This window comes from Streptomyces sp. DH41 (assembly GCF_029813785.1).
In the GTDB taxonomy this organism is placed as follows: Bacteria; Actinomycetota; Actinomycetes; order Streptomycetales; family Streptomycetaceae; genus Streptomyces.
This window is the reverse complement of the sequence record NZ_JARVKY010000003.1, coordinates 155,681-182,025: the sequence shown is the minus strand read 5'-3', so window position 1 is coordinate 182,025 and position 26,345 is coordinate 155,681. Positions and strand designations below refer to the sequence as shown.

The 26,345-nt window shown below is 71.4% G+C and carries 23 protein-coding genes; 11 read left to right on the top strand and 12 right to left on the bottom strand.

The window, feature by feature from the left end; genetic code table 11:
• Positions 1 to 60 precede the first annotated feature (60 nt).
• Positions 61 to 1,200 (top strand): acyl-CoA dehydrogenase family protein, encoded by a 1,140-nt coding sequence (locus QC283_RS07395; RefSeq protein ID WP_279560562.1) that lies wholly within the window; start codon positions 61 to 63, stop codon positions 1,198 to 1,200.
• Between the two features lie 76 nt (positions 1,201 to 1,276).
• Here QC283_RS07395 and QC283_RS07390 read toward each other — a convergent pair whose 3' ends face one another.
• The 6 genes from QC283_RS07390 to QC283_RS07365 form a co-directional block, all read right to left on the bottom strand.
• The gene (locus QC283_RS07390) at positions 1,277 to 3,109 is read right to left on the bottom strand and encodes an AMP-dependent synthetase/ligase (RefSeq protein WP_279560561.1); all 1,833 of its coding nucleotides are present in this window, start codon (positions 3,107 to 3,109) and stop codon (positions 1,277 to 1,279) included.
• Positions 3,110 to 3,247: 138 nt separating this feature from the next.
• Positions 3,248 to 5,434 (bottom strand): 3-hydroxyacyl-CoA dehydrogenase NAD-binding domain-containing protein, encoded by a 2,187-nt coding sequence (locus QC283_RS07385; protein WP_279560560.1) that lies wholly within the window; start codon positions 5,432 to 5,434, stop codon positions 3,248 to 3,250.
• Between the two features lie 48 nt (positions 5,435 to 5,482).
• On the bottom strand, positions 5,483 to 6,697 hold the full coding sequence (locus QC283_RS07380) for an acetyl-CoA C-acetyltransferase (protein WP_279560559.1): 1,215 nt from the start codon (positions 6,695 to 6,697) through the stop codon (positions 5,483 to 5,485).
• 70 nt (positions 6,698 to 6,767) lie between these two features.
• A complete protein-coding gene (locus tag QC283_RS07375; RefSeq protein ID WP_443032565.1) occupies positions 6,768 to 7,916 on the bottom strand; it encodes an acyl-CoA dehydrogenase family protein in 1,149 nt (382 codons plus the stop codon).
• Positions 7,913 to 8,938 carry an LLM class F420-dependent oxidoreductase gene (locus tag QC283_RS07370; protein WP_279560558.1) on the bottom strand — a complete coding sequence of 342 codons (1,026 nt, stop codon included), beginning with the start codon at positions 8,936 to 8,938 and terminating at the stop codon, positions 7,913 to 7,915. The genes QC283_RS07375 and QC283_RS07370 overlap by 4 nt, the downstream gene beginning before the upstream one ends.
• A complete protein-coding gene (locus QC283_RS07365; RefSeq protein WP_279560557.1) occupies positions 8,938 to 10,092 on the bottom strand; it encodes a CaiB/BaiF CoA transferase family protein in 1,155 nt (384 codons plus the stop codon). The genes QC283_RS07370 and QC283_RS07365 overlap by 1 nt, the downstream gene beginning before the upstream one ends.
• Before the next feature lie 261 nt (positions 10,093 to 10,353).
• Here QC283_RS07365 and QC283_RS07360 point away from each other — a divergent pair, with 261 nt between their 5' ends.
• The 4 genes from QC283_RS07360 to QC283_RS07345 all read left to right on the top strand — a co-directional run bounded on the left by QC283_RS07360 (position 10,354) and on the right by QC283_RS07345 (position 14,137).
• Positions 10,354 to 11,088 carry a TetR/AcrR family transcriptional regulator gene (locus tag QC283_RS07360; protein ID WP_279560556.1) on the top strand — a complete coding sequence of 245 codons (735 nt, stop codon included), beginning with the start codon at positions 10,354 to 10,356 and terminating at the stop codon, positions 11,086 to 11,088.
• Positions 11,089 to 11,178: 90 nt separating this feature from the next.
• Positions 11,179 to 11,685 (top strand): DUF4334 domain-containing protein, encoded by a 507-nt coding sequence (locus tag QC283_RS07355; protein WP_279560555.1) that lies wholly within the window; start codon positions 11,179 to 11,181, stop codon positions 11,683 to 11,685.
• Positions 11,682 to 12,773, top strand: a complete 1,092-nt coding sequence (locus tag QC283_RS07350; protein WP_279560554.1) for an NAD(P)-dependent alcohol dehydrogenase — start codon at positions 11,682 to 11,684, stop codon at positions 12,771 to 12,773. Before QC283_RS07355 ends, QC283_RS07350 begins: the two co-directional genes overlap by 4 nt.
• 200 nt (positions 12,774 to 12,973) lie before the next feature.
• Positions 12,974 to 14,137 (top strand): TetR/AcrR family transcriptional regulator, encoded by a 1,164-nt coding sequence (locus QC283_RS07345; protein WP_279560553.1) that lies wholly within the window; start codon positions 12,974 to 12,976, stop codon positions 14,135 to 14,137.
• Positions 14,138 to 14,264: 127 nt separating this feature from the next.
• On the opposite strand, the gene QC283_RS07340 is transcribed toward QC283_RS07345, so the two are convergent.
• Positions 14,265 to 15,473, bottom strand: a complete 1,209-nt coding sequence (locus QC283_RS07340) for an oxygenase MpaB family protein (protein WP_279560552.1) — start codon at positions 15,471 to 15,473, stop codon at positions 14,265 to 14,267.
• A gap of 442 nt (positions 15,474 to 15,915) precedes the next feature.
• Here QC283_RS07340 and QC283_RS07335 point away from each other — a divergent pair, with 442 nt between their 5' ends.
• Positions 15,916 to 17,013, top strand: coding sequence for a VWA domain-containing protein (locus QC283_RS07335; protein ID WP_279560551.1), 1,098 nt, complete (start codon positions 15,916 to 15,918; stop codon positions 17,011 to 17,013).
• A gap of 217 nt (positions 17,014 to 17,230) precedes the next feature.
• Here the strand turns inward: QC283_RS07335 and QC283_RS07330 are convergent, their stop codons facing one another.
• Entirely contained in the window at positions 17,231 to 17,653 is a 423-nt protein-coding gene (locus QC283_RS07330; RefSeq protein ID WP_279560550.1) for a hypothetical protein, read from the bottom strand.
• Positions 17,654 to 17,782: 129 nt separating this feature from the next.
• On the opposite strand from QC283_RS07330, the gene QC283_RS07325 reads away from it, so the two are divergent.
• Positions 17,783 to 18,679: an alpha/beta fold hydrolase gene (locus QC283_RS07325; RefSeq protein WP_279560549.1), complete on the top strand. Its 897-nt coding sequence runs from the start codon at positions 17,783 to 17,785 to the stop codon at positions 18,677 to 18,679.
• Positions 18,680 to 18,796: 117 nt separating this feature from the next.
• Positions 18,797 to 19,444 carry a TetR/AcrR family transcriptional regulator gene (locus tag QC283_RS07320; RefSeq protein ID WP_279560548.1) on the top strand — a complete coding sequence of 216 codons (648 nt, stop codon included), beginning with the start codon at positions 18,797 to 18,799 and terminating at the stop codon, positions 19,442 to 19,444.
• A gap of 30 nt (positions 19,445 to 19,474) precedes the next feature.
• Here QC283_RS07320 and fabI read toward each other — a convergent pair whose 3' ends face one another.
• Both fabI and QC283_RS07310 read right to left on the bottom strand, forming a co-directional pair.
• A complete protein-coding gene (gene fabI / locus QC283_RS07315; protein WP_279560547.1) occupies positions 19,475 to 20,254 on the bottom strand; it encodes an enoyl-ACP reductase FabI in 780 nt (259 codons plus the stop codon).
• Positions 20,251 to 21,126, bottom strand: coding sequence for an alpha/beta hydrolase (locus QC283_RS07310; protein WP_279560546.1), 876 nt, complete (start codon positions 21,124 to 21,126; stop codon positions 20,251 to 20,253). The genes fabI and QC283_RS07310 overlap by 4 nt, the downstream gene beginning before the upstream one ends.
• A 149-nt stretch (positions 21,127 to 21,275) precedes the next feature.
• Between QC283_RS07310 and QC283_RS07305 the strand changes: the two genes are divergently transcribed.
• Genes QC283_RS07305 through QC283_RS07295 form a run of 3 tightly spaced genes read left to right on the top strand, consistent with a single transcriptional unit; the run spans position 21,276 to position 22,725 of the window.
• Complete coding sequence (locus tag QC283_RS07305; RefSeq protein WP_279560545.1) at positions 21,276 to 21,449, top strand: hypothetical protein; 174 nt, start codon at positions 21,276 to 21,278, stop codon at positions 21,447 to 21,449.
• Entirely contained in the window at positions 21,446 to 22,384 is a 939-nt protein-coding gene (locus tag QC283_RS07300) for a hypothetical protein (protein ID WP_279560544.1), read from the top strand. The genes QC283_RS07305 and QC283_RS07300 overlap by 4 nt, the downstream gene beginning before the upstream one ends.
• Positions 22,381 to 22,725: a 4Fe-4S binding protein gene (locus QC283_RS07295; protein WP_279560543.1), complete on the top strand. Its 345-nt coding sequence runs from the start codon at positions 22,381 to 22,383 to the stop codon at positions 22,723 to 22,725. Before QC283_RS07300 ends, QC283_RS07295 begins: the two co-directional genes overlap by 4 nt.
• 85 nt (positions 22,726 to 22,810) lie before the next feature.
• Here the strand turns inward: QC283_RS07295 and QC283_RS07290 are convergent, their stop codons facing one another.
• Both QC283_RS07290 and QC283_RS07285 read right to left on the bottom strand, forming a co-directional pair.
• A complete protein-coding gene (locus QC283_RS07290) occupies positions 22,811 to 23,824 on the bottom strand; it encodes an acyl-ACP desaturase (RefSeq protein ID WP_279560542.1) in 1,014 nt (337 codons plus the stop codon).
• Positions 23,825 to 23,891: 67 nt separating this feature from the next.
• Positions 23,892 to 26,345: a DHA2 family efflux MFS transporter permease subunit gene (locus tag QC283_RS07285; RefSeq protein ID WP_279560541.1), complete on the bottom strand. Its 2,454-nt coding sequence runs from the start codon at positions 26,343 to 26,345 to the stop codon at positions 23,892 to 23,894.

The window sequence follows — 26,345 nt, the reverse complement described above, 5'->3', positions numbered from 1 at the left end:
CGTCCCGAGAAGACAAGAAACAACTACCAATACTTTGTAACACGACCTCTGGAGGACCAGATGGGCAGTCGCCTCACCGCAGAGCAGTCCGCGTTCGTCGCGGCCGTCAGAGATTTCGCCAAGCGCGAGTGCGGCACCCGGGAGCAGCGGGACGCGCTGACCGCGGGCGGTCGCGAGGCGCACCATCCCGGGCTGTACGGCAGGCTCGCCGATCTGGGCTGGCTCGGGGTGTGCCTGCCCGAGGAGTACGGGGGCGCCGGCGGCGGGCTGGCCGACGCCTGCCTGTTCCTGGAGGAGACCTCCTACGGAATGGTCCCGGCAGGCGGGTTCATCACCACCGTCATCGCCGCGAAGGCGTACGAGCGGTTCGGCTCCGAACGGCAGCGGCACGAGGTGCTGCCGGGCGCCGTGGGCGGCGACGTCCTGTCGATCGCCATGTCGGAGCCGGAGGCCGGTTCGGACGTCGGCGCGCTGCGCTGCCGTGCCACGCGGGCGGCGGACGGCGGCTGGGTGATCGAGGGGCAGAAGACGTGGATCTCCAACGCGCACTGCGCGAAGAGCATTCTGCTGGTGGCCCGCACCGGCGAGGACAAGCACGGCGGGCTGACCATGTTCCACCTGCCCGCGGACGCCCCGGGCGTGGAGGTGCGGGGCATCGAGACCATGGGCGGCCGGGAGGTGAACGACGTGTTCCTCACCGGCGTCCGGCTGCCCGCCGACGCGGTGGTGGGCCAAGTGAACGACGGCTGGCGGCAGTTGATGGCCGGACTGAACTACGAGCGGCTCTTCCTGGCCTCGAACATGCTGGGTCTGGCGCGCCGGGTCTTCGACGACGTCCTGGCCTACGTCCGCGAACGTGAGCAGTTCGGGCGGCCCGTCGGCTCCTTCCAGGCACTGCGGCACCGGGTGGCCGACCTCGCCACCGAGATCGAGTGCACCCGGCTGCTGGTGCGCGAGGTCGCTCTGGACTGCGACGCGCAGCCGGACAAGCTGTTCCCGCGGGAGGCGTCCATGGCCAAGCTGAAGGCCACCGAGATCGCCAAGCGGGCCGCCCTGGAGGGCATGCAGATGATGGGCGGCTACGGCTACACCACCGAGTTCGACATGGAGCGCCACCTGCGGGCCGCGGTCGTCTCCACGGTCTACGGCGGGACCAGCGAGATCCAGCGTGACGTCATCGGCAAGACCTACGGCCTCTGAGCCGGCCCACGCGAGTCGGCCGCCCCTCCCGTACAGGGGGGCGGCCGCTTCCCCGCGTGCGTAGCGCGGGCCCGGCTCAGTCCCGGTAGAGCCCGGCCAGCGCGTCGGCGTACTTGTCCCCGATGACCCGGCGCCGCATCTTCAGCGAGGGCGTCAGTTCGCCGGTCGCCGGGCCCCACTCCTCGGACAGCAGTTCGTACCGCTTCACCTGCTCGGTGTGGTTGAGCCGGGAGTTGGCGGCGGCCACCGCGCGCTCCACCTCGGCCCGGACGGCCGGGTGCCGCACCAGCCCGGCGACCGTGCCGTCCGCCTCGACGCCCTGGGCCGCGGCCCAGGCGGGGGCGGCCTCCGCGTCGAGCACCAGCAGGGCGACGAGGTAGGAGCGCCGGTCGCCGTGCACCAGTGCCTGGCCGATCAGCGGATGCTGTTTGAGCGCGTTCTCCACCAGGGCCGGCGAGACGTTCTTGCCGGTCGAGGTGATGATCATCTCCTTCTTCCGGTCGGTGAGCCAGAGATAGCCGTCCTCGTCCGTCCGGCCGATGTCGCCGGTGGCCAGCCAGCCGTCGGCGTCCAGGGCCGACCGCACCGATCCGTCCGGCTGGAGGTAGCCGGAGAAGACCGACTCGCCGCGCACCTCGATCTCGCCGTCCGTGGCGAGCCGGACCTCCACGGACTCCACGGGGCGCCCCACCGAGCCGATCCGGAAGCCGGCTCGCGGGCTGTTGGTGGTGGCCACACCGGTGGTCTCGGTCAGCCCCCAGGCATCCATGATCACGATGCCGAACCCGGCCCAGAAGTCCACCACGTCGACCGGCATCGGCGCCGACGCGCTGGCCGCCCAGGTCACCCGGTCCAGTCCGCCCGCGGCCAGCAGCGGCAGCAGGACCTCCTCGCGGGCACGGGCGTAGCGCTCCTCCAGTTCGGCGGGCGGTGTCTCCCCCCGCTCGCGGTAGCCGACGTGCTCGCGGGCCACCGCGGACGCCGCGTCGATGACCTCCCGCTGCTCGGCCGGCATCAGGGAGAGGACGGCCCGCACGGCGGCGCACAGCTTCTCCCAGATCCGCGGCACGCCGAAGAACTGCGCGGGACGCACCTTGCGCACGACCGTGCCCACGCCGGTGGGGTCGGCGCAGAGGTAGACGTGCGAGGCGCGGTGGCAGGGCAGGTAGATGCCCAGCATCCGTTCGGCGATGTGGGCGAACGGCAGGTAGCAGATGTGCTCGACGTGCGGCGGCAGTTCCACCACGGCGTCCAGCGCAAGGGCGTTGGCCATTACCTGGCGGTGGGTGAGAACGACGCCTTTGGGTTCCCCGGTGGTGCCGGAGGTGTAGACGACGGTCAGCGGGTCCTCGGGGCTCGCGGCGTCCAGTTCCTTGGCGAACCGCTCAGGCGCCGGCTCCCGGAGCAGGGCGGCGTACGGGAGGTGGTCGCGCTCGGCGCCCGCCTCGGCCACCACCAGCCGGGCCAGCGGAGTGTCGGCGTCGGCCAGGAGCGGCTCCCACACCTCCACCTGCGCCGTCCCCTCCACCACGGCGACCCGGGCTCGGCAGTTGCGGGCGATGTGGGTGATCTGCTCGGGGGCCGCGGTGCCGTAGACGCTGACCGGGACGGCGCCGAGGCGGACGAGGGCCAGGTCGGACAGCCAGTGTTCGGGCCGGTTGGCCATCATCATCAGCACATGGTCGCCGCGGCCGACGCCGAGCGCCGCGAATCCGGCGGCCAGGCGCTCGGTGTGCTCGTGGATCTCCGCCCAGGTGAGTGTCGTCCAGTCGCCGTCCCCGTCCGCCGGCTGCCAGGAGAGGCCGGGGAGTCCGGGGTACTCATGGGCGTTGCGGGCCAGCAGCCGCGGCAGCGTGCGGTCGGCCGGAGCGTCGGGCAGTTGCCCGGTGGTGCGGGGCGCTGATGTCATCGGGGCCTCCTTGCGGGTCGGATGGGAACGTCCGGGGAGACCGGGGCGGTGGGGGCGCCCCGGCAGGCGTGCCGGGAGGTGCGCGGTGGAAGTGCGCGACGGATCTGCGGAGGACCGCCGGGGGGAACAGGAGAGGGATCAGTCGTCCGTGAAGGTCTGGCCCCGCTCGGCCTTGCGCAGCAGCAGCACGGGCGGGGTGAAGCGCTCGCCGTAGCGGTCGGCGAGCTCACGCGCGCGGGCCACGAAACCGGGCAGGCCTCCCTCGTAGCCGTTGATGTACTGGAGGACGCCGCCGGTCCAGCCGGGGAAACCGATACCGAGGATCGAGCCGATGTTGGCGTCGGCGACGGAGGTCAGCACACCCTCCTCCAGGCAGCGCACCGCGTCCAGTGCCTCCACGAAGAGCATCCGCTCCGCCAACTCGGTCAGCTCGGCGGGCTGCTTCGCGGGGTCGGTGAAGTGCTCGCGCAGTCCCGGCCACAGCCCCGCCCGCTTGCCGTCCTCCCCGTACTCGTAGAACCCGGCGCCGCCCGAGCGCCCCGCACGCCCGAACTCGTCGACCATCCGGTCCACGACGGCATCCGCCGGATGCGCGGCCCAGGTACCACCCGCCTCCTGAACCGCCCGCCTGGTCTCCTCACGGATCCTCCGGGGCAACGTGAGCGTCAGCTCGTCCATCAGGGACAGCACCTTGGCCGGATAGCCCGCCTGGGCCGCGGCCTGCTCCACGGAGGCCGGCTCGATGCCCTCACCCACCATCGCCACACCCTCGTTGATGAAGTGGCCGATGACCCGGGAGGTGAAGAAACCGCGCGAGTCGTTGACCACGATCGGCGTCTTCCTGATCTGCCGGACCAGGTCGAAGGCGCGGGCCAGCGCCTCGTCGCCGGTCCGCTCGCCCTTGATGATCTCGACCAGCGGCATCCTGTCGACGGGCGAGAAGAAGTGGAGCCCGATGAAGTCGCCCTGGCGCTCGACGCCCTCGGCCAGCGCCGTGATGGGCAGCGTCGAGGTGTTGGAGCACAGCAGCGCGTCGGGGGCGACGACGTCCTGGACCTCCTGGAACACCTTGTGCTTGAGCGCAGTGTCCTCGAAGACCGCCTCGATGACCGCGTCACAGTCCGCGAGGTCGCCCACCTCGGCGGTCGGCGTGATGCGGGCCAGCAACGCGTCCGCCTTCTCCCGCGTCGTACGGCCCTTGGCCACCGCCTTGGCACACAACCTCTCGGAGTAGGCCTTGCCCTTGACAGCCGACTCCAGGGCCACGTCCTTCAGCACCACCTCGATACCCGCGCGGGCACACGAGTAGGCGATACCCGCGCCCATCATCCCGGCACCGAGGACGGCGACCTTGCGGACCTGGCGGGCCTCGATGCCCTCGGGGCGGTTCGCACCGGAGTTGACCGCCTGGAGGTCGAAGAAGAACGCCTGGATCATGTTCTTGGTGATCTGCCCGGTGACGAGTTCCGTCAGGTACCGGGCTTCCACGACGAAGGCCGTGTCCACGTCGACCTGGGCGCTCTCCACGGCCGCCGCGAGGATGTTGCGCGGCGCCGGGCAGGGGGCGCCGCCCGTCTGCTTCTTCAGCAACGCGGGGAACGCCGGGAGCTGGGCGGCGAGCTTCGGGTGCGAGGGCGTGCCTCCGGGGACGCGGTAGCCGGGGGCGTCCCACCGTTGGGCCGACACCGGGTTGGCGTCCACGAACGCCCGTGCCTTGGCGAGCAGCTCTCCCTCATCGGCGGCGATATCGTCGACCAGGCCGGCTTCCAGGGCGCGGGCCGGTCCGTACAGGGTGCCCTCCAGGAGAACCTTCCGCAGGGCGTCCGCGACCCCGAACATCCGCACCGTGCGGGTCACTCCCCCGCCTCCGGGCAGCAGGCCCAGGGTGACTTCGGGAAGCCCGACGCGGGCGGCCGGGGTGTCCAGTACCACGCGGTGGTGGCAGGCCAGGGCGATCTCGTAACCGCCGCCCAGGGCCGCGCCGTTGATCGCGGCGACGACCGGTTTGCCCAGAGTCTCCAGGACGCGCAGCGAGCGTTTGACCCGCATGCCGGCCTCGAAGGACTCCTGCGCGGTTTCGGGGGTGACGGAGATCAGGTCGCGCAGGTCGCCGCCGGCGAAGAAGGTCTTCTTGGCGGAGGCGACGATGACGCCCCGGATGTCGTCACGGCGTCGCGCGAGCCGTGCCGCGACGGCGTCCAGCGAGTCGATGAACGCGGCGTTCATGGTGTTGACGGACTGGCTCGGATCGTCCAGCAGGAGGGTGACGACGTGGTCGTCGGACTCTTCCCAGCGGATCGTCGAAGGTCGTGCGGTGGTGTCCATGACTGAGGTCTCCCGTGGCGGCGGCCGGCTGCTGAGGTGGAGGCGGGATCAGAGGCGTTCGACGACGGTGGCGATGCCCATACCGCCGCCGACACACAGGGTCGCCAGCCCGTACCGCAGGTCACGGCGCTCCAGTTCGTCCACGAGGGTGCCCAGGATCATGGCGCCGGTGGCCCCCAGCGGATGGCCCATGGCGATGGCACCGCCGTTGACGTTGACCTTGTCCAAGGAGAGCCCCATGTCCTTGACGTACCGCAGGACGACCGCGGCGAACGCCTCGTTGATCTCGACCAGGTCGAGGTCGTCGACGGTCAGCCCGGCCTTGGCGAGCGCCTTGCGGGAGGCGGGGGCCGGACCGGTCAGCATGATGGTGGGCTCCGCGCCCGAGACGGCGGCGGAGACGATCCTGGCACGCGGGGTCAGGCCGTGGCGCTCACCGGCCGCCCCGCTGCCGATGGCGACCAGTGCGGCGCCGTCGACGATGCCGGAGGAGTTTCCCGCGTGGTGGACGTGGTCGATCTTCTCCACCCAGTGGTACTTCTGCAGCGCGACCGCGTCGAAGCCGGCCAGCTCGCCGGGCTGCGCGAAGGAGGGCCCCAGGGCGGCCAGGCTCTCGGCCGTGGTGCCGGGCCGCATGTGCTCGTCGCGGTCGAGGACGAGCAGCCCGTTACGGTCCAGGACGGGGACGACGGACCTGTCGAAACGGCCGTCCTTCCAGGCCGCGGCGGCCCGTTCCTGGGAGAGAGCCGCGTAGGAGTCCACGTCGTGGCGGGCGAAGCCCTCCAGGGTGGCGATCAGGTCGGCGCCGATGCCCTGCGGGACGAAGCCGGTGTCGTGGTTGGTGCGCGGGTCCAGAGCCCAGGCTCCGCCGTCGCTGCCCATCGGGACGCGGGACATGGACTCCACGCCGCCCGCCAGTACCAGGTCCTCCCATCCCGAACGGACCTTCATGGCAGCCATGTTGACGGCTTCCAGCCCCGAGGCGCAGAAGCGGTTCTCCTGGACGCCGGCCACGGTGTCCGGCAGCCCGGCGGCGATGGCCGCGGTGCGGGCCATGTCGGCTCCCTGGTCACCGAGGGGGCCGACGACGCCCAGCACGACGTCGTCGATCGCCGCCGGGTCGAGGTCCGGGAAGCGCTGGAGGGTCTCGTGGATCAGACCGACGACCAGGTCGATCGGCTTGGTGCCGTGCAGGGCTCCGGTCGGCTTGCCGCGTCCGCGCGGGGTGCGGATCGCGTCGTACACGTACGCTTCGGTGCTCACCTTGGGTGCCTTCCGTGGGTTCACGAGAAGCCGCGCATGCGGCACGGGGTTCGATGCGGCCGGCGCGGACTCAGCCGAGCAGGGAACGGCCGATGATGTCCTTCATGATTTCGGTGGTGCCTCCGTAGATGGTCTGGATACGTCCGTCGAGGAACGCCCGCGCCACCCGGTACTCGCTCATGTAGCCGTAGCCGCCGTGGAGTTGGAGGCAGCGGTCGACGACCCGCTTCTGCAGTTCGGTGGCCCACCACTTGGCCATCGAGGCGTGCGTGGCGTCGAGTCGGCCCTGGCTGTGATCGGTGACACAGCGGTCCAGGAAGGTCCGGGTGACCGCTGTCTCGGTGGCCATCTCGGCGATCTCGAAACGGATGTGCTGGAGCTTCGCCAGCGGCCGTCCGAACGCCTCGCGCTCCTTCACGTACCGCGTGGTGACGTCGAGGATCTCCTCGGCCGCGGCGGCGGCGCCGACCGCGATGGCCAGCCGCTCCTGGGCGAGGTTGCCCATCAGGTAGGTGAAGGCGCGGTTCTCCTCCCCCAGCAGGTTCTCCTTGGGGACCCGTACGTCGTCGAAGAACAACTCGGCGGTGTCCTGGGCCTTCTGGCCGATCTTGTCGAGGTTCCGGCCGCGTTCGAAGCCGTCCGCGCCGCGCTCGACGACGAGCAGGCTCTGCCCCGAGCTGCCGCCCTCGGGCGTGGTGCGGGCCACCACCACGACGAGGTCGGCGAGGATGCCGTTGGAGATGAAGGTCTTCGAGCCGTTGAGCAGGTAGTGGTCGCCCTGGTCGGTGGCGGTGGTGCGGATGCCCTGGAGGTCGGAACCGGCGCCGGGTTCCGTCATGGCGATGGCGGTGACGAGGTCGCCGGAGACGAAACCCGGCAGCCAGCGCCGCTTCTGCTCCTCGGTGGCGAGCCGGGTCAGGTAGGGGCCGACGATGTCGTTGTGCAGGCTCAGGGCCAGTCCGGAGGCGCCGGCGCGGGCGAACTCCTCGATGAGCACGGTGCTGTAGCGGAAGTCCTCGGTCCCACCGCCGCCGTACTCCTCGCCGACGGCCAGTCCCAGCAGGCCCTGGCGGCCCGCCGAGCACCACACCTCGCGGTCGACGACCCCGTTCCGTTCCCACCGTTCGTGGTGCGGGGCCACCTCCTTGGCGAGGAAGGTCCGCACGGTCTCGCGGAAGGCCTCGTGGTCGGGGCCGTACAGGTCTCGTTCCAAGGTCACAGCCAACTCCTCACGCGCTCGATCAGCCGGGCGGGATCGGGTCCCACGGGTGTCACGTTGAGCATCGTCACGCCCGCCTCACGGAAGGCCTCGACGCGGTCGCGGACGTGGCCCTCCGGGCCGGCCAGGCAGATCCGTTCCAGCAGTTCGGCGGGGACGGCGGCCTCCGCGTCCTTCTTGCGGCCCGCGAGGTAGTGCTCCTGGATGGCGGCGGCGGCCGATTCGTAGCCGTAGGCGCAGACCAGGTCGTGGTAGAAGTTGCGGCCCGGGGCTCCCATGCCGCCGACGTACAGGGCGACGGTGGGGCGCATCCGGTCGCGGGCCGCTTCGGCGCCGTCGCCGATGGCGAGCAGGCCTCCGGCCACGACCGACAGCGGTCCGAGCGCGGGGTCCCGCCCGGCCGCGCCCTCGGCGAGGGACGGACCCCACACCTTGGCGGCGTGTTCCGGCGCGTAGAGGAACGGCAGCCAGCCGTCGGCCAGTTGGGCGGCCATCCGGACGTTGGCCGGTCCGAGCGCCGCGACGTACACGGGAATGGTGTCGCGGACCGGGTGGGTGAGCAGCTTCAGGGGCTTACCGAGGGTGCCGCCCTTCTCGGGTGGCAGGGGCAGGTCGGTGATGCCGCGGTGCTCGATCACCTCACGTCGCCAGATCCGCCGCGACAGCTCGATCACCTCGCGGGTGCGGCCCAGCGGGCGGTCGTAGCGGCGGCCGTGCCAGCCCTCGACGACCTGCGGCCCGGAGGCGCCGACACCGAGGAGGGCTCGGCCGCCGGTGAGGGCGTCGAGTCCGGCCGCGGTCTGGGCGATGAGTGCGGGGGTGCGCGAGTAGACGTTCAGGATGGCCGAGCCGATCCGCATCCGCTCGGTCTTCGCGGCCAGGTAACCCATGATCGTCGGGGAGTCGAAGCCGTACGCCTCGGCCACCCAGACGGCGTCGAGTCCCGCGGACTCCAGGGCGGCGGCCCGGTCGGCGGCGTCCCGCGGGTCGCCCGTGTACGTCAGAGGTGAGGAGAGATCCATCAGCGGCGGTCCTTCAGCAGTTCGGGCATGTCCCAGTCGCGGGCCACGTCGGCGGTGTGCGCGCCGGGGACGGCGGGAGGCAGCCGAAGGGTGCCGGGGGTGGCGGAGAAGCGGGGCGCGGGAGCGGGCTGGGTCACGCCGTGCGCCTCGGTGTAGGTGCCGCGCCCGGTCAGGTGCGGATGGCCGGCCGCCTCGCGCAGCGAGAGGACGGGGGCGACACAGGCGTCGGTGCCCTCGAAGACGGCCGTCCACTCCTTGCGGGTCGCCGTCTTGAACCGTGCGGTGAACCGGGCCCGCAGCTCCGGCCAGCCGCGCGGATCGGCCCGGTCCGGCAGGTCGTCGCCGTCCAGGCCCAGCAGGGAGACGAAGGCCGTGTAGAACTGCGGCTCCAGGGCGCCGACCGCCATCCAGCCGCCGTCGGCGGTCTCGTAGACGCCGTAGTACGGGCAGCCGCCGTCGAGCAGGTTGTGTCCGCGGGCGTCCCGCCAGGTGCCCTGGGCGAGCATGCCCCAGAAGAGCGAGGTGAGGTGGGCCGTGCCGTCGACGATCGCCGCGTCCACCACCTGGCCGCGGCCGGTGGCGCGGGCGGTGAGCAGCGCGGCCAGGACGCCGGTGGCCAGGTAGAGCGAGCCGCCGGCGTAGTCACCGAGCAGGTTGGCGGGGACGGCGGGCGGCCCGTCCGGCGCGCCGATCATGGAGAGGGCGCCGGCCGTGGCGATGTAGCCGATGTCGTGACCGGCCAGGGACGCGAGCGGCCCCTGCTGGCCCCAGCCGGTCATCCGGCCGTACACCAGGGCGGGGTTGACGGCCATGCACTCCTCGGGGCCGACCCCGAGCCGCTCCGCGACACCCGGGCGGTACCCCTCCACCAGGATCTCGGCGCGAGCCGCCAGGGCCCGTACGGTCTCGGGCCCTTCGGGCGACTTGAGGTCGACCAGGACCGAGCGCTTGTTGCGGTTGGTCACGTCGTGGGCGGGGTCGCCGCCGAGCGGCGCGGGACCGGGGCGGTCGACGCGCACCACGTCGGCGCCCAGGTCCCCGAGCAGCATCGCGGCGAACGGGCCGGGACCGATGCCCGCCAGCTCGACCACGCGTACGCCGTCCAGCGGCCCGGCGCTGCCGCGGTCCTGGGGGTCAGGGGGCTGGTGGCTCATGGGTTCCTCTCTCGGGGCACGGCGGGCTCGCCGCCGCACGACCGGGACCTTACTGAGCGTTCGCTAAGAACGTAGAAGCGCACACTCGATCGGTCAACGCTTCAACACCAAGAGTTTTGGCGATACTTGTCGGGGAAGGGAGACAGAGCGCCGGACACCGGTCACCGCGTTAACTGATCGATCGCTAAGCACCGAAGAGGGAGCGATCCGGACTCACGGCCGTACGATGTCGCCCGTCGACGCATGTCCCGAGGAGAGTCGTTGAGCACCGAGCCGAGCCAGGACACCATGGCACCAGCGCAGCACTGGCGCGCCTACGGGCCGCTGGACCTGCACCCCATCCTGGTGCACGCCATGGAGGCCTTCAACGAGCAGGGCTACCACGGCACTTCGGTCCGCAACATCGCCGGCCGGGTCGGCGTCACCGTGCCCGCGCTGTACTACCACTACGAGAACAAGCAGGCGCTGCTCGCCACCCTGCTGGAGACGTCCATCAAGGACGTCCTGGACCGCTGCCGGGCGGCGGCCGCGGAGGCCGGACCCGCTCCACTGGCGAGGTTCTGCGGCATGGTGGAGTCGATCGTGCTCTACATGGCCCACCGCAGGTCCCTGGCGTTCCTGGACACCGAGATCCGCAGTCTGGAGCCCGGGAACCGGGTCCGCTACGTGGCCCTGCGCGACTATCTCCAGCACATGCTGCTGGACACGGTCGAAGCGGGCCGCGCCGAGGGGGTGTTCACCACGCCGATACCGGCCGACGCGGTCCGCTCGGTCCTCATCATGTGCCAGGGCGTCGCCAACTGGTTCCGCCCCGACGGCCCGCTCACCGCGGAAGAGGTCGCCGAACGCCACGTCCTGCTGAGCCTCGGCACCGTGGGACACCCCGGCGCCGTCACCGGCGAAGCGACGCTCCCGTTCCCGCGACGGGTTCCCCCGCGGCACCCGTCACCCGCGCGGTCCACCACCCGGGGCTCGGCCCCGCGCCCCTCCCGGTGACGCGGGCGGGCAAGGGGTTCACGCTCCCTGAGGACGCCACGCCCGCGCACCGCCTCCATCGCTTTCAGAGCATCGACGAGAGGACACCGTATGCATCCGCTCGAGGCCCGCACCCGTTTCCAGGCGCTCCGGGACACGAAGGGCCCGGTCGAGGCCGCCGAACTGGACGACGTGTGGGAGCAGTTGGACACCGTGCGGCCCGAGGAGATCCTCGGCGAGTGGAAGGGCGGCGAGTTCGACACCGGTCACCCCCTCAACGGCGAGCTGGCGAAGGCCGGCTGGTACGGCAAGACGTTCACCTCCGTGCACGACGCCAAGCCGCTGATCTGCCGGGACCCGGAGGGCGAGCTCTACTCCAACACCGAGCTCGGCAAGGGCGAAGCCAGCCTGTGGACCGTCGAGTTCCGCGGCGAGTCGACGGCCACGATGGTCTACGACGGCCGGCCCGTCCTCGACCACTTCAAGCGGGTGGACGACACCACCCTCATGGGCATCATGAACGCCAAGGGCGTCCCCGCCGACGGCCCCTTCTACTACTTCTTCCTGGAGCGCGCCGGGGCCGCCCCCGGGGGCCAGCGGTCCGGAGAAGGCGCGTGAGGCGCGTCCGCGCCGCGGTCACCCGGGAGCCGGGCGCGCCGTTCGCCCTGCGGGACGTGGAGCTGGAGGACCCACGGCCGCGTGAGGTACTGGTCAGGATGACGGCGGTCGGGGTGTGCCACACGGACCTGGGTATCCAGGCCACGTGGCCCCGGCAGCTCACCCCCATGGTCTTCGGCCACGAGGGCGCCGGCCGGGTCGAGGCGGTGGGCGCGGAGGTGACCGGCCTCGCGCCGGGAGACCCCGTCTGCCTCACCTTCGCCAGCTGCGGTGCGTGCCCGCAGTGCGTGGCGGGCCATCCGGCGTACTGCGACTCGGCACGGGACCTGAACCTCTCCGGCGGACGCGGCGACGGCACCACCACGCTCCGCCTCGACGGCGCCCCTCTGCACGGAGGCTTCTTCGGTCAGTCGAGCTTCGCCACCTATGCCGTCGTCCACGAACGCGGCGTGGTCAAGGTCCCTGCCGGCCTGCCGGACACGGTCACCGCGCCACTGGGCTGCGGCGGGCAGACGGGCGCGGGGACCGTACTCAACCGGCTGCGCCCCGAGCCGGGGACCTCACTCGTGGTCCTCGGGGCCGGCGGGGTCGGGCTGAGCGCGCTGATGGCGGCGGTGGCCGTGGGCTGCGACCCGGTGGTGGCCGTCGACCCGGTCGCCTCCCGGCGGGCCCTGGCCGTCGGACTCGGGGCCCGGACGGCCCTGCCACCGGATGACGAGCTGGTGGAGACGCTGCGCGACCTCACCGGTGGCGGGGCTCACCATGTCGTGGACACCACGGGCCGGCCGGAGATGCTCCACCGTGCCGTCGCGGCGCTGCGCCCGCGTGGCGAACTGGCCTTCCTCGGCCTCGGCGGCGAGGTGACGTTCGACATGATGCGCCTGATGTCCAAGGGGGTCCGCGTGCACGGGGTGATGGAGGGCGACTCCGACCCCGGCCGCTTCATCCCGGAGCTGATCGACCTGCACCGGCGCGGCCTCTTCCCGGTGGACCGGCTGATCACCACGTTCCCCTTCGAGGAGATCGACGCCGCCGTGGCCGCCATGCGCGACAAGAGCGCGGTCAAGCCGGTCCTCACCTTCACCTGAACCGCCCACGCGCCGGGCCGGGCCGGGCTGTACGCGTTGGTCGCAACGTACGCACCGGTCCCAGCGGCCGCACCGGTCGCGGTGGTAAGTGATGCGGGATTCACGTCCCGTGCGGTCCCCGCCGGGAAAGCCCGGGCCCTGTCGGCCACGTGTGATTGACTGATCGGCATGGTCCCGCCTCCGCATCCGCCCGTCCGGCCGTGACCGCCGATCCGACCACTGCCACTCGGCCGCGCAACCGCAGGCAGCTCATCGTCGAGGCGGCAGGCCGGGTCTTCAGCGAGCGCGGCTACCACAGGGCGTCCATGGAGGAGATCGCCGCCGGCGTGGGTATCACCGCGGCCGCCCTGTACCGCCACTTCCCGAACAAGTACGCGCTCTTCGCCGAGTGCGCCGACGTCATGGCCGACGGGCTGGTCGCCGCGCTCGACGAGGTGCCGCCCGAGGCCCCCCTGACGGATGTGCTCACGGCCGTCACCCGGGTCACCGTCGCGCACCGCGCGTCAGGAGGCGTGTACCGGTGGGAGGCCCGGTACCTCAATCGTGAGGACCGCCGGCGTCTCAGGGCGAAGTTCAGGCACGTCGTCGGGCGGGTCGACGAGGCGGTGCGGCGTGAGTACCCCCTGCCCGACGAGCGGCTGCGGGCCGTGGCGGCCCTCGGTGCGATCGGCTCCATCACGATGCATCACACCTCCATCGCCGGGCGCCGGGCCGAGAACCTGCTGTCGGCAGCCGCACTGCGGGTGGCCGCCACGGATCCCGCGGCGGTCCACGAGGGCGCACGACCGGTCGAGTTGCCCGCCCAGCCGGTGCCGCGCACCCGGCGCGCGGAGATCCTCGCGGCCGCCATCCCGCTGTTCGCACGGGACGGATTCGCCAACGTCACCAACGGACAGATCGCGCGGGCGGTGGGCTTGGCCCCGTCGGCGCTCTACCGCCACTATCCGGGCAAGGTCGACATCCTGGCGGCGGCGTGCCTCCAGGCGGCGGGTCTCCTGGCCCAGTGGGTGGAGCAGAGCCTTCACGCGGCGGCCGGCCCGCGCGAGTCCGTCGTCGCGCTGGCCGCGACGTACGTGGCCTACAGCTTCGAGTACACCGCGCTCAACAGCGTCGCCGAAGCCGAGTTGGCCGGTCTGCCGGCGGACCTGCGGCGGCCCCTGGTCCTCGCCCAGCGTGAACACATCGCCGTCTGGGAGCAGCAGTTGCGGCTGGCCCGTCCCGAACTGGACCCGCGTCAGGCCCGGGTGCTCGTGCACGCGGGGTTCGGCGTGGTGGTCGAGGCCGGACGCGGACTGCGGTGGCGGGACGGCCACGACCACCGTGACGCCGTGACCGCTCTGGTCGTGGGTGCCCTGGGCCTTTGAACCGGCGTCGGAGGCGGGCGCGTGACGATCCACCGCCCCGTACGGCGCCTCGGGGCGAGGTCGCCCGGGCGCCCGCCCCTCGACGCGTCCGCCGTGGGACGGGCACCTGCGGAAGGGGACGGCCGGCTCAGCCGGTCGGCCTGTTCCCGGTGGGGATCGTGATGGGGGTGGTGGTCCCGGAGGAACCCTTGTTGAGGAACAGCATGGCCAGAGCGCGCACGAACTGGTCCACCATGTAGAAGGTGCCGGGCATGATGGGCGACAGCCCTTCGCGGAACTTGATGTACGCCGGCCACGCGGTACGGACCAGAGCCGCTGCCGCGTAGTCGCGTCGCAGTCCCAGCCAGTCGCCGACCTCGTCGCTGAGGACGTAGCGCACGAACTCGTTCTGGAACCCGCGGGTGACGCCGAGATCGACCTGTGCGGTCAGACTGAGCAGTTCCTCGGCCAGCTTGATGCCCTCGGTCGTGGGGGCGAGGATCGGGGTGAGCACCTGCTTCGACTGCGCCTGGGCGGCCGCCCAGGTCTTGGGGATGTACTCGTCCGGCACCCCGAGCAGGTGGAGCGCGACCTGCCAGGAGTGCAGGAACGCCTCCTGGTCCTCGGCCGGGAACGGGATCTTCCACTCGGTCAGCTTGCTGTGTACGTAGGTTCCCAGGCTGTGGAAGGTGACCAGGATGTCGGCGGCGCTGATCGGGATGTCCTGGTCCGCGCCCGACTTCCACTGCCGCAACTGCGGCAGCAGGTGGCGCACCGCGGCATGCACCAGCCGGGTCTTGTTGGCGGTGACGATGAACTGTCCCGTCGGCTCGAAGGCCCTCAGCTCGGACAGGTCGTAGCCGAACGTGAACGTCTTGGCCGCGCGGTCCTGCATGTCGGCGCCGCCCGCCGACCAGTAGACGCTTCTGGCCTCGCGCGGGATCACGGTGCTCATGATGCCGCTGCCGAGGCCGTACAGCATGAACAGGTAGGTGTCCCTGCGCCGGTTGAAGTCCGCCGCGCGGGTCAGCTTGGCGCGGTCGGCCCAGGAGGGCAGCCTGTTGACCTGCCGCAGATGCGCGGTGAGCTCCGCCGGGAAGCCGCTGGGCAGCGGGTCACCGTTGTTCACCCACCCTTCCATCGCGGCGTTGATCGAGGGAACCTGGCCGTTCTTGAGCAGCGCGGCCATCAGAGGGTCCGTCGCACTGTCCCAGACGTACTCCGGGTCGGCACCCGTGCCGGTGCCGGCCACCGAGTCCGCCGCCGGCCACCCCCACGCCTTGGCGCTGTCCGCCACGCCCACGAGCCCGAGCGCGACACCGAGCGACAGGACTCCTCGCCTGCTGAGATTCTCCATTGACTTACCTGCTTCTTCCCTGAGGCCGGAGGGTACTCTGCGTCATTCTCCCGACGTGCCAGTTGAGCGATCACCAGGCTTCGAAGTCCTGCCGAGCGATGTGATTCCTCATTAACATAGCGACCCGTGTCAGCGTCGGCAATGGGGATGACGGAAGGTCCTGGAGTGACGCCGGTACGCGTTGTCAGTGGTGCTCCGTAGAGTGAAACCATCATCCGAACGGACCGGAGTCCAGGCCGGGTTGCGCGACCCGTGACCGCGACGTCCGCCGACGGACGAGGGCGTTTCGTGGCTCTCGTGGCGACCGTTCGCCACCGGCCCACGCCGACGCTCGACGACAGGACGGGCTGAGGCACCGACCGACACGACTTCACCGGGAAGCCGCGTCTCCGCAGGGCACCGCCGCGGTCCCACGGGGAACGAACAGAAGGGGATTGACGCGATGAGCACAACGGTAAAGGACCGGCTCAAGAAGCACTTCGTGAACCACGTCGCTCTCGTCATCGACAAGTCCGGCTCGATGAGAGGGCACTCGGAGCAGCTCATCCGGGTGGTGGACGAATTCGTGAAGGGGCTGGAGGAGGAGTCGGACAGACTCGGCCACGAGACCCGGATCAGTCTCTACGCCTTCGACCACCTGGTCGAGAACCTGGTGTGGGACATGGACGTGAAGCACCTGCCGTCCATGCGTGGCCTGTACACCGTGGAGAACGGCGCGACCGCGCTCATCCAGGCCTCGGTGAAGGCACTCGACGACCTCGGCCACATCTGGGAGGAGTACGGCGAGCACAGCTTCCTCCAGGTCGTCGTCACCGACGGGGAGGAGAACGCCTCCGGCGCGGACCGGACCGGCTCGCGCCACGACCACCTGCCCGACGGCCGCGCCGTCCTGGACACATGGCGAGGCAGGATCGCGGACAAGCTGAACGGCCTGCCGGAGCACTGGACCTCGGCCATCATGGTGCCGAACTCCCTGGCCAAGCGCACCGCTCAGCAGTACGGCTTCCCGACCGGCAACATCTCCATCTGGGACGCCGACTCGGCCCAGGGCGTCGAAGAGGCGATCGGCGCCGTCAAGATGGCCGCCACCAGGTTCCTGCGAGACCGCGAGCAGGGCGTGCGCGGAACCAGGAACCTCTTCTCGATGGGACAGGACCTCAGCACGGCCGACGTGAAGTCCAGCCTTCAGGCCCTCGACGCCGGCAAGTACGTGCTGATACCCGTGGACCAGCAGACGTCGATCCGCGATTTCGTCACCAGCGCCGGACACCCGTACAAGACCGGCTGCGCCTTCTACGAGCTCTCCAAGCGCGAGAAGATCCAGGCCAACAAGAAGATCGCCGTGGCGGAGAAGGACCCCGCCACCGGCCGGATGACCGGAAAGGTGTTCACCGGCCCCGCCGCCCGGCAACTGCTGGGCCTGCCGGAGACGGAGGTCACGGTGACCCCCGGAAGCAACGCGGCATACACCCTGTTCGTCCAGTCCACGTCGGTCAACCGGAAACTGGTCACCGGCACCAAGCTGCTGGTTCTCCTGTAGCCGACGCTTCCGTCAGTGCCGCGTCACGGAGGCCTGGGTGCCGGCGGCGGCCGTCCCGTCCCGTCCCCGGCGATCGGGCCGGGGCGGGACAGCCGCTCTGCCTTGTCGGCGACTGTCTCCGCGCCCAGGACAAGGACGGACCGCTGACCGAGCGGTCCGGAGGGCAGGGCACGAGCTTCGCCGTCGCCGCCCCTTCATCAGCCGCCCCCGCCGAGGATCACCCCCACCGCGCGATCAGAGACCGCGCGGCCCGCTGCACGGCCTCCCGGTCGAGGTCGTCCGTACGCCAGGTCGCGGACCGCAGGGCACCCCGGTCGCGGTAGGCACCCACGATCCGGCGGTGCTCGGGGCTCGCCACGAAGTCCCTCAGGTCGTCCTCGTGGCGCCACAGGGTGACGGAGCCCGAACGGGGGCGCAACAGGTCGGGCGTGGTCCACAGCCAGAGCCCGAGCGCGCCGCCGACGCGCCGCCAGTTCCGGCGCAGGGTGAGGCCGGCCAGGTTGACGCCCACCGCCACCCAGGGCCGGTCAGGGGCGAACTGGGTGACGCTGACGACGACCTGCGGCACCGGCCGGCCATCCTCGTCCGGGCCCGGTGCCGGACCGTCCTGCCAGGGCGTGAACCAGACGGTGGCCGTCATGGCAACCTCCTCACGGACGAGCGGCGCCAAAGGCCGCGTCGGCCTCGGCCGCCCTTTCGTCCGAACTTATATGCACGGTCGTTCGTGCTAAAATACCAGTCCTCTGGTGTCGATGGAGGAGCAGCGAGCATGAAGCTCAGCGAGGCAGTGCCGAGTGTCGCCCTGAACACACTCTCCCGCGTAGCCGGCCGGCCGGCGGGCGCGGCCACGTTCGCCCTGTTCCACATGCCCCTCGCGCGCAGCACGGCCCGGCCGGCGGAACGGGAGCTGATCGAGAGGGCGCACGTCGGCCGAGTGGAGCTCGACGGCAAGCACGCCGTCACCTACGAGTGGGGCGACGGCGCGCGCACCGTCCTGCTGGTGCACGGCTGGCAGTCGCGGAGCTCGCGCCTGTCCGACCTGGTCACGGGATTCCTGGACCGGGGCTACCGTGTCGTCGCGTTCGACGCCCCCGGTCACGGCGCCGCATCCGGCCGCAGCGCGACCATCCTCGACTACCGCGCCGTCATCACCGCGCTCCACGAGCGGTACGGAACATTCGACGGTCTCGTGGCCCACTCCCTGGGCGCGCTGGCGTCGTTCTTCGCGTTGCGGCACGGAGTGAAGGCGGAGCGGATCGTCACCATCAGCGGCGTCTGCGACTTCGGCTACCTGGTCGACGAGTTCGCCGCCGCGCTCGCATTGCGTCCGCGGCTCAAGACCGAGCTGCACCGGCGGATCGCGAGGGACCTCTTTCCCGGGCTTCCGGTGGACCGGTCGCCCTTCTCCGCGACCGACACCGCCGAGGAGGTGCACGCACCGGTACTGGTGATCCACGACGAGGACGACACCCGGATCGGGGTCGAGCAGGGACGGCGCCTGTCCGGCGCTTTCGGCGACCGGGCCCGCCTGGTCGTCACCAGCGGACTCGGGCACCGGCGCATCCTCGGCGACCCCGAGGTCGTACGGGCCGCGGTGGATTTCGTCGAGCACGGGCCGAGCCGAAAGGGCGGGCCGGTGGACGTGTCCCGTGTCGCGTCGGACTGAGGCCGCACGGACCTCGTGCCATCGGCGACAGCACTAACCGCACGGACGTCCACCTATTCGCTACACTCGAGTAACCTCATCGGCGCCGAGGGGCAAGCCCGGGAGAGTAGGTAAGGCATGGGCACGACTACACGCATTGACGGCCGGATCGCGCGAGGCAACCAGACCCGCCAGCTGATTCTCCAGCGCGCCATGGAGACGGCGTCGGTCGAGGGCCTCGAAGGACTGTCTCTGGGTCGTCTGGCGAGCGAACTCAAGCTGAGCAAGAGCGGCGTCTTCGCCCTGTTCGGTTCCAAGGAGGACCTCCAGCTCGCCACCGTCCGCGCGGCGATCAACGTGTACCTGGACGTCGTGGTCCAGCCGGCCCGCGACGTGCCGCCCGGCATCGGCCGCCTGTGGCGCCTGTGCACCGGCTGGCTCGCCTACTCGCGCGACCGGGTCTTCCCCGGCGGCTGCTTCTTCTACTCCGCCTCCGCCGAGTACGACGCCCGCGTGGGCAAGGTCCACGACACGCTGGCAGGCGCCCGGGCCAACTGGCTCGCCTACGTCGAGAAGACGGCGCTCGACGCCCGGCAGTGCGGCGACATCGCGGAGGGGACCGACGTCTCCCAGCTCGCCTTCGAACTCATCGCCCTCCTGGAGATGGCGAACGCCGAATCGGTGCTGCACGACGAGTTCACCAGCTACGACAAGGCTGCCAGGGCCATTCTGGACCGGCTGCGCACCGTGGTCACCGACGCCTCAGCGCTGCCCGACAGCCCCTGACACTCCTTTGGCGGTCCTCGTCCCCCTTTTTCACGCGCCGATGGCGTGCACACCGCCGTCGACGTGCACGATCTCCCCCGTCGTACGGGGAAACCAGTCGGAGAGCAGGGCCACCACCGCCCGAGCGGCCGGCTCGGGGTCCGACACGTCCCAGCCGAGCGGGGCGCGGGATCCCCACACCTCGCGGAAGATGTCGAATCCGGGGATGGACTTGGCCGCCATCGTCCGGATCGGCCCGGCGGCGACCAGGTTGCAGCGGACGCCGCGCGGCCCCAGGTCTCTGGCGACGTAGCGCGACGTCGCCTCCAGAGCGGCTTTGGCCACGCCCATCCAGTCGTAGGCGGGCCAGGCCGTTCGCGCGTCGAAGTCGAGCCCCACGACGGATCCGCCGCGCTCGTCCATGAGCGGCAGGCAGGCCATCGCCAGCGCCTTCAGGGAGTACGCGGAGACCTCGACCGCGGTCGCCACGGAGTCCCAGCCGGTCGCGAGGAAGTTGCCGCCGAGAGCGTCCTGCGGCGCGAAGGCGATCGAGTGCACCACGCCGTCCAGCCGCACGTCGGCGCCGACACTCTCCCGGACACGCCCCGCGAGCGTCTCCAGGTGCCCCGTGTCCCGGACGTCGAGCTCGACCACGGCGGCCGGACGCGGCAGGCGTCTTGCGACGCGCTCCACCAGGCCGAGCCGGCCGTATCCGGTGAGCACCACGTCGGCGCCCTGCTCCTGGGCGAGCCGGGCCGTGTGGAAGGCGATCGACGACTCCATCAGTACGCCCGTCACCAGCACCCGCTTACCGGTCAGTATGCCGCTCATCCGGCCGCCACCTCCGCGTCCGGTCCGGCCCCGCGCCCGGCGACGACCCGAGCACCAGCGGCGAACAGGGCGATCTCCTCGACCACTTGCGGCGCTCCGAGGATCCGCCGGTGGCCGTACCTCCGGGTGGTGAGCAGGCGGGCCCGGGCGCCCAGCGCCTCGACGATGCGCTCGGCACGGGCCGAGTCGACCGCCTCGTCGTCCTCGTCATGGACGACGAGCAGCGGAGCGCAGTCCTCGGTGGCACCGTCGAGGACCGAGAAGCGGGTCCACATGTCCGGCTCTCCGGGATACAGGTCGCACTCGATACGGGTCCGCACCTCGCGCGTGAGGTGCGGGCTCAATCCCCTGGCCTGACAGAAGACGTCGACCAGGTAGGCGAAGTCCGGAACCGGGCTGACGGCGACGACCCGATCGGCACGCAGTCCCTGCCGCAGGGCGAGCGACATCGCCAGGGCACCGAAGGAGTGACCGACCGCCGTGACGAACCCGCCGTGCGCGCGGTGCAGCGCGAGGATGATGTCGCGGTACTCCACGAGGGTCGTACCGTCCCCCTCGGACTCGCCGTGTCCCGGCGCGTCGAAGGCGACGGGGCTGCAGCCCAGCGCGACCAACCGGTCGATGATCTTCGCGTAGCGCGAGGCGCGCGACTCCCAGCCGTGCACCAGGAGGACCGGGTTCCGGCCATCGCCCCAGCGGTAGGTGACGACGGCCCTGCCACCGGAACACAGCTCGCCCGTGCGTGCGCTTTCGATGGCCGCCCGCTCGTCGGGGCGGGGCCTGCTGCGCCCCTGGGGCCGCCGGAAGAGCTCGAACAGCTCCTCCCCCTCAGCACTCAGGGCCACGCTGACGGCTGCCGTCGCGGGATCCATGCCACGCCCTCCAGCTCGATTTCGAATGGAGGAGATAGTAGCACGATCGTTCGCTCATATTTATTGGCTCCTCACGCCATTAAAGTGCACGCACGATCGTGCTACTGTCCGACATCGACGCTCGTCAACTCTTCCCTCTGGAGGACGGCATGACGTTCTCGCAGCCCGCTCCCCGTCCGGACGACACGGCGCACCGGAGGCCCGGGCCCAATCAGTGGATCAAGGACCATCTGGACTCGTTGATCGACGCCCAGCTCCTCACCGGCCGCCCCGACGCCGCCCCCGGCGGCGCGGCCGACCGGCAGGAAGGACGGACCCCGTGACCGACCCCGTGACCGGCACCCGCCCCACGCGGCGCGTCGGCGTCGTCGTGGCCGCCGGCATGCTCAAGGGGGCGTACGGCCATGGCGTGCTGTCCGCCTTCGAGGAGCGCGGACTACGCGCCCACGTGTACGGGGCCGCCTCGTCGTCCGCCCTGTCCGCCGGTCTGGCGGCGGTGGGGCGGGCCCGGCGAACCGGCGTGGCCTACTGGCTGGATGCCGCGGAAGCCGCCACGGCCCAGGGCATGAGCAGCGTCGTACTCGACAGCATCAAGGAGTACGGCCCGGTGCTGCACGCGGACCTCTTCCGCCCCACCGCCCCGGAGTTCCTGCTGGCCACCAGCAAGGTCACCACGACGGCCGGCGCGCGGATCACCCAGGGACCGGAAGCACGGTCGCTCGGCAGGCAGTTGCTCCGCGACGTCTTCACCGGTGACCGGAGCTGGGTCGAGGAGAACCTGGCCACGGTCGTGTTCTCCTCGCACGCACGGCCCGGGGACGGCAGGTCCCGGCTGACGCCGGACAACTACGACGCCGTGGCCTACGCCTCGACACGCATGATGCACGCCTGGCAGGTGCCGGCCGAAATCGACGGGGAAGCGTACGTCGACGCCTCGTACACCTGCTCCTGTCCGGCGCGCGAGGTCGCGGCCAGGAACGTGGACACGCTGGTCGCCGTCGGCTGCGATCCCTTCCCGCTCTTCCGCGACCTGTACGCCACCGAGCAGATCGTCGACGGGACCGTACTGCACGGCGCGCGGGTCCTGATCGTCAAGCCGGACGAGGACCTCAAAACCCTCGGCGTCGACTACGCCGCCGCGACGGCCGAAGGGCTCGTCAAGGTCTACGGGCTGGGAGTCGACGCGGGTCACCGGTTCGCGGACCGGCATCCCGCGCTGCTCGGCGCGCCGGTCGCCGCACACGAGGAGCCGACGTGACGCACGTGGTCACCGAGCAGTGTGTGCACTGCAAGTTCGCGGAGTGCGTCACGTACTGCCCCGTCGCCTGTTTCCGGGAGGCCGACACCTTCCTGGTGATCGAACCCGAGGAGTGCATCGACTGCGGGAACTGCGTGGAGGCGTGCCCCGCCGACGCGATCTACCCGGAGGCCGAGTTGCCGCCCGACCTCCAGCCCTCCCTCGAGTGGAACGCCCGGCTCGCCCCGGGGCTGCCGCTGGCCACCTCCCGCGTCGAGCCCCTGCCCGACGGTGAGGCATGGCGGGGAAGGCCCGGCAAATGGCACACACTCCCGCCGGATCGGGCTCCCGGCTCCTTGTGAGGTGCCTTGTCTCTCCGAGGAGGCTGGGACGGGACGGGCGCCCCCCGGGACATCCCCGGTGGCGCCCGTCCCGTCTCAGCGGGTCTCAGGCAGCCGTCTCGCGCCGGGCCCGCGCCGCCCGGATGCCCTCCCGGCGGGTGGTGAAGGAGGTCGCCTTCCCGTCCAACCGCGCGACGAAGGCGGCGAGTTCCTCCCGGGCCGCGTCGCCCGCCGGGCCGAGGCCGCCCCGCTCGAACACGCGCAGCTTGCGCAGGATCGGCATCACCACGCTGTCGTGGTGCAGGCGCAGGTCGTAGATGCCGGCGATGGCGATCTCCGCGGACTTGCGGCCGAAATCCCTGATCGTCGATCCCGGCATCTCGAAGCCGACGACGACGTCGCGCACCACCTCCATGGTGGTGTCGGGTGCCAGTTCGAACGCGGCCTCGACCAGGTTCCGGTAGAACACCATGTGCAGGTTCTCGTCAGCCGCGATGCGGGCGAGCAGCGCGTCGCAGACCGGATCGGTGCTCGCCTGGCCGGTGTTGCGGTGGGAGATACGTGTGGCGAGTTCCTGGAACGCCGCGTAGGCGATGGCGTGCAGGGCACTGAAACCGTCCGGGCGGTCGTAGCCGGCCGACATGTGCGCCATGCGGGCCCGTTCGAGGGCCCTCGGGTCGACGGCCCGCGTGACCAGGAGGTAGTCGCGCAGCGCGGCGCCGTGCCTGGCCTCCTCCGCCGTCCAGCGGTCGACCCAGTGGCCCCAGGCTCCGTCCTTGCCGAACTCGGCCACCGCGAAGTGGTATCCGGGGAGGTTGTCCTCGGTCAGCAGATTGACGACGAGGGACGTGCGGGCGACCTCGGGGAGCGTCGCCTCGGCCCGCGTCCATGGCTCGCCGCCGAGCGGGCCGTCGAAGGTGCGGCCCTCGTCCCACGGGATGTACTCGTGCGGGAACCATTCCCTGGCGACCCCGAGATGCCGGTGAAGGTTGTCCTCCACCACCGGCTGCAGTTCGGCCAGCAGGGAGTGTTCGGCTCGCGCGGTGGATCGGTCGGATCGGTCGGGCCGTACGGGTCGGTCAAGTCGTACGGTCCGGTCGGGTCGGTCGATGGGAGGCATCCTGCCCTCTTCGTCCTCTGTCGTCGTTCGGGCGATGAAAGTGCCGCGTGCGGCGTGGGCGCGCGGGTCAGGCAGACCGGCGGGCCTTCGCGCGGATCGCCGGTGCGGCGGCGGCCGCCGCCAGTGATCCGACGGCGCAGGCGACGAAGACCTCGAGGTACCCCTGGTCGTCGAGGACGTCGTAGCGCTCCAGGATGGCCGCCAGTGCGGCGATGCCGAGCGCTCCGCCGACCTGGCGCGTCGTCATCAGCAGCCCGGTTCCGGAGGCGAAGCGCCTCGGCGGAAGGGACTCCGTGGCGGCGTTGGAGATCGCGGTCAGCGCGGCACCGATACCGAGCCCGGCGACGATGCCGATGGGCAGCCACACGGCGGCGTACTGACGGTCGGTCCCGAGCAGCAGGTACATCGCGGCGCAGGACAGACCGAAGAGGGTGGCACCGACAGCCACCGCGGCCCACTGGCGCCGCGGGTCGACCCGGCGTCCCACCACCATGGCTCCGACCGCCGCGCTGAACGCGCCCGGCGTCACCGCGAGACCGGCCTTCAGCTCGGAGTAGCCCCACACCGCGTTGAGGAAGAGCAGGGAGCCGAGGAGGTAGGAGTACATGGCCGCGCCGAAGAGGAACGAGGCGGCGTTCGTGGCCGCGAAGGGGCGGCTGCGCCACAGGTCCCACTCGATGGCGGGCGCGGTGTGCCGCCGGGAGAGCAGCAGGGCGGCCGTGAGGAGCACCGCACCGCCGGCCAGGAGGGCGAGCACGCGACCGCTGCCCCAGCCCCACTCGGTGCCCTGGGTCACCCCGAACACCACGCCGCCGATGCCGAGGGCCAGTGCCAGGGTGCCCACCGGATCGGGCAGCCTGCGCCCGTCCGCGGTGTCCCGGGAGAGCCGGGCGGCGCCCGCCAGGATCACGAGTCCGACGGGCAGGTTAATGAGGAAGACGCTGCGCCATCCCCACACGTCCACCAGCAGGCCGCCGAGGCTGGGCCCCACCGCCGCGGCCATGCTGCCGACCGCTCCCCAGACTCCGACGGCGACCTGCCGCCGGGCCACGGGCGTGTGCTGGAGCACGAGGCCGAGCGCCGAGGGAATCATGCCCGCGGCCGCCACTCCCTGCAGCGCCCGGGCGCCGACGAGCATCGGCACGCCCACGGCGATGCCGCTCAGCAGGGAGGCGACGGTGAACAGCGCCGTGGACCACAGGAACAGCTTCTTGCGCCCGAGGACGTCGGCGATCCGGCCCGCTACGGCCAGCAGCGCCGCGAACACGACGGTGTACGCGGTGACGACCCAGGTCAGTTGGGACAGCGAGGAATCGGGGAAGTCCCTGCGCAGGTCGGCGAAGGCGATGTTGACGACCGTGGTGTCGAGCACGGCGAGGAAGGTCGCGCCGGACGCGACGAGCAGGGCGAGCTTCGCCGTGGCCGGAGCCGCGGCGGGGTGCCGCGGCTCCTCGCCCTCGGGCTGCGCGGCCTTGGCCGGGCCCGCGTCCCGCGAGTGGGGTGAGGCGGTGGTCATACGAGGTGGTCCCTTCGTCTCGGTACGCGGTCGCCGTCCTGTGGCGGGCGTGACCCGACCATAAAAGTAAACGACCGTACGTGCTTTTAAAAGGGAGCTCTCCGGGGTGACGACTCGATGAAGTCCAGCGCGCTCTCGATGACCGCCGCCCCACCGAGCGCCTTGCGGTGTCCCAGCCCCCGCGTCAGGTACCAGCTCCGCCTGATCCCCGTACGCCGCCTTCAGGGCGTACGCGTGCGCCGGCGGCACCAGCTCGTCGTCCGTGTCGTGGAGGATCCTCATCGGCACCTTGATCTCATGGGGCCGGCGCGTGGCGTCGAAGAGGTCCCAGGGATCCGCGACGGACGCGAACAAGCGGTGGGCGATCCGGTGGCGCAGGTCGGCGTGGAGCCCGCCGGCCAGACCCAGCATCCGCGCGAACTCGTCGGGAAGATGGCTGAAATCCCGCATCGCCGAGACCGTCACGAGGCGCTCGGCCCGGACCCCGCCGCGCAGCGCCAGGAACGCGCCGGCGGCACCGAGCGAATGACCGATCACCGCGTGGAAGTCCCCGTACTCCTCCTGCAGCCGCCTGGTGATCGCCTGGTACTCGAGGATGGTGGTGCTGTGTCCCGGGGAGTCACCGTGCCCGGGCGCGTCGAAGGAGAGCGCCGTCAGCCCCAGCTCCTGAAGACGCGGGACGAATCCCGTGTACCGCGACGCCCGGGACCGCCAGCCGTGCAGCATCAGCACCGGGCGCGCGCCCGAGCCCCAGCGGTAGACGCGCACCCGTTTCCCCGCCACGACCAGGTCCGCCGTCACGGCGCGCTCGTGCACGTCGCGTTCCCGGGGCAGGACCTTGCCGCGGAGCAGCGGGTGACAGAACAGGCTGTAGGCGGCCCGGCCGGCGAGGGCCGGCGCCGGGCGCGCCAGGCCGTTCAGGGCCGCGCCGACGAGCGAAGCTCCCCGGCTCCTTCGCGGCCCCCCGTTCGGCGCGCCCGGCTGTTCTCCTCGGTGAGCGGTCAT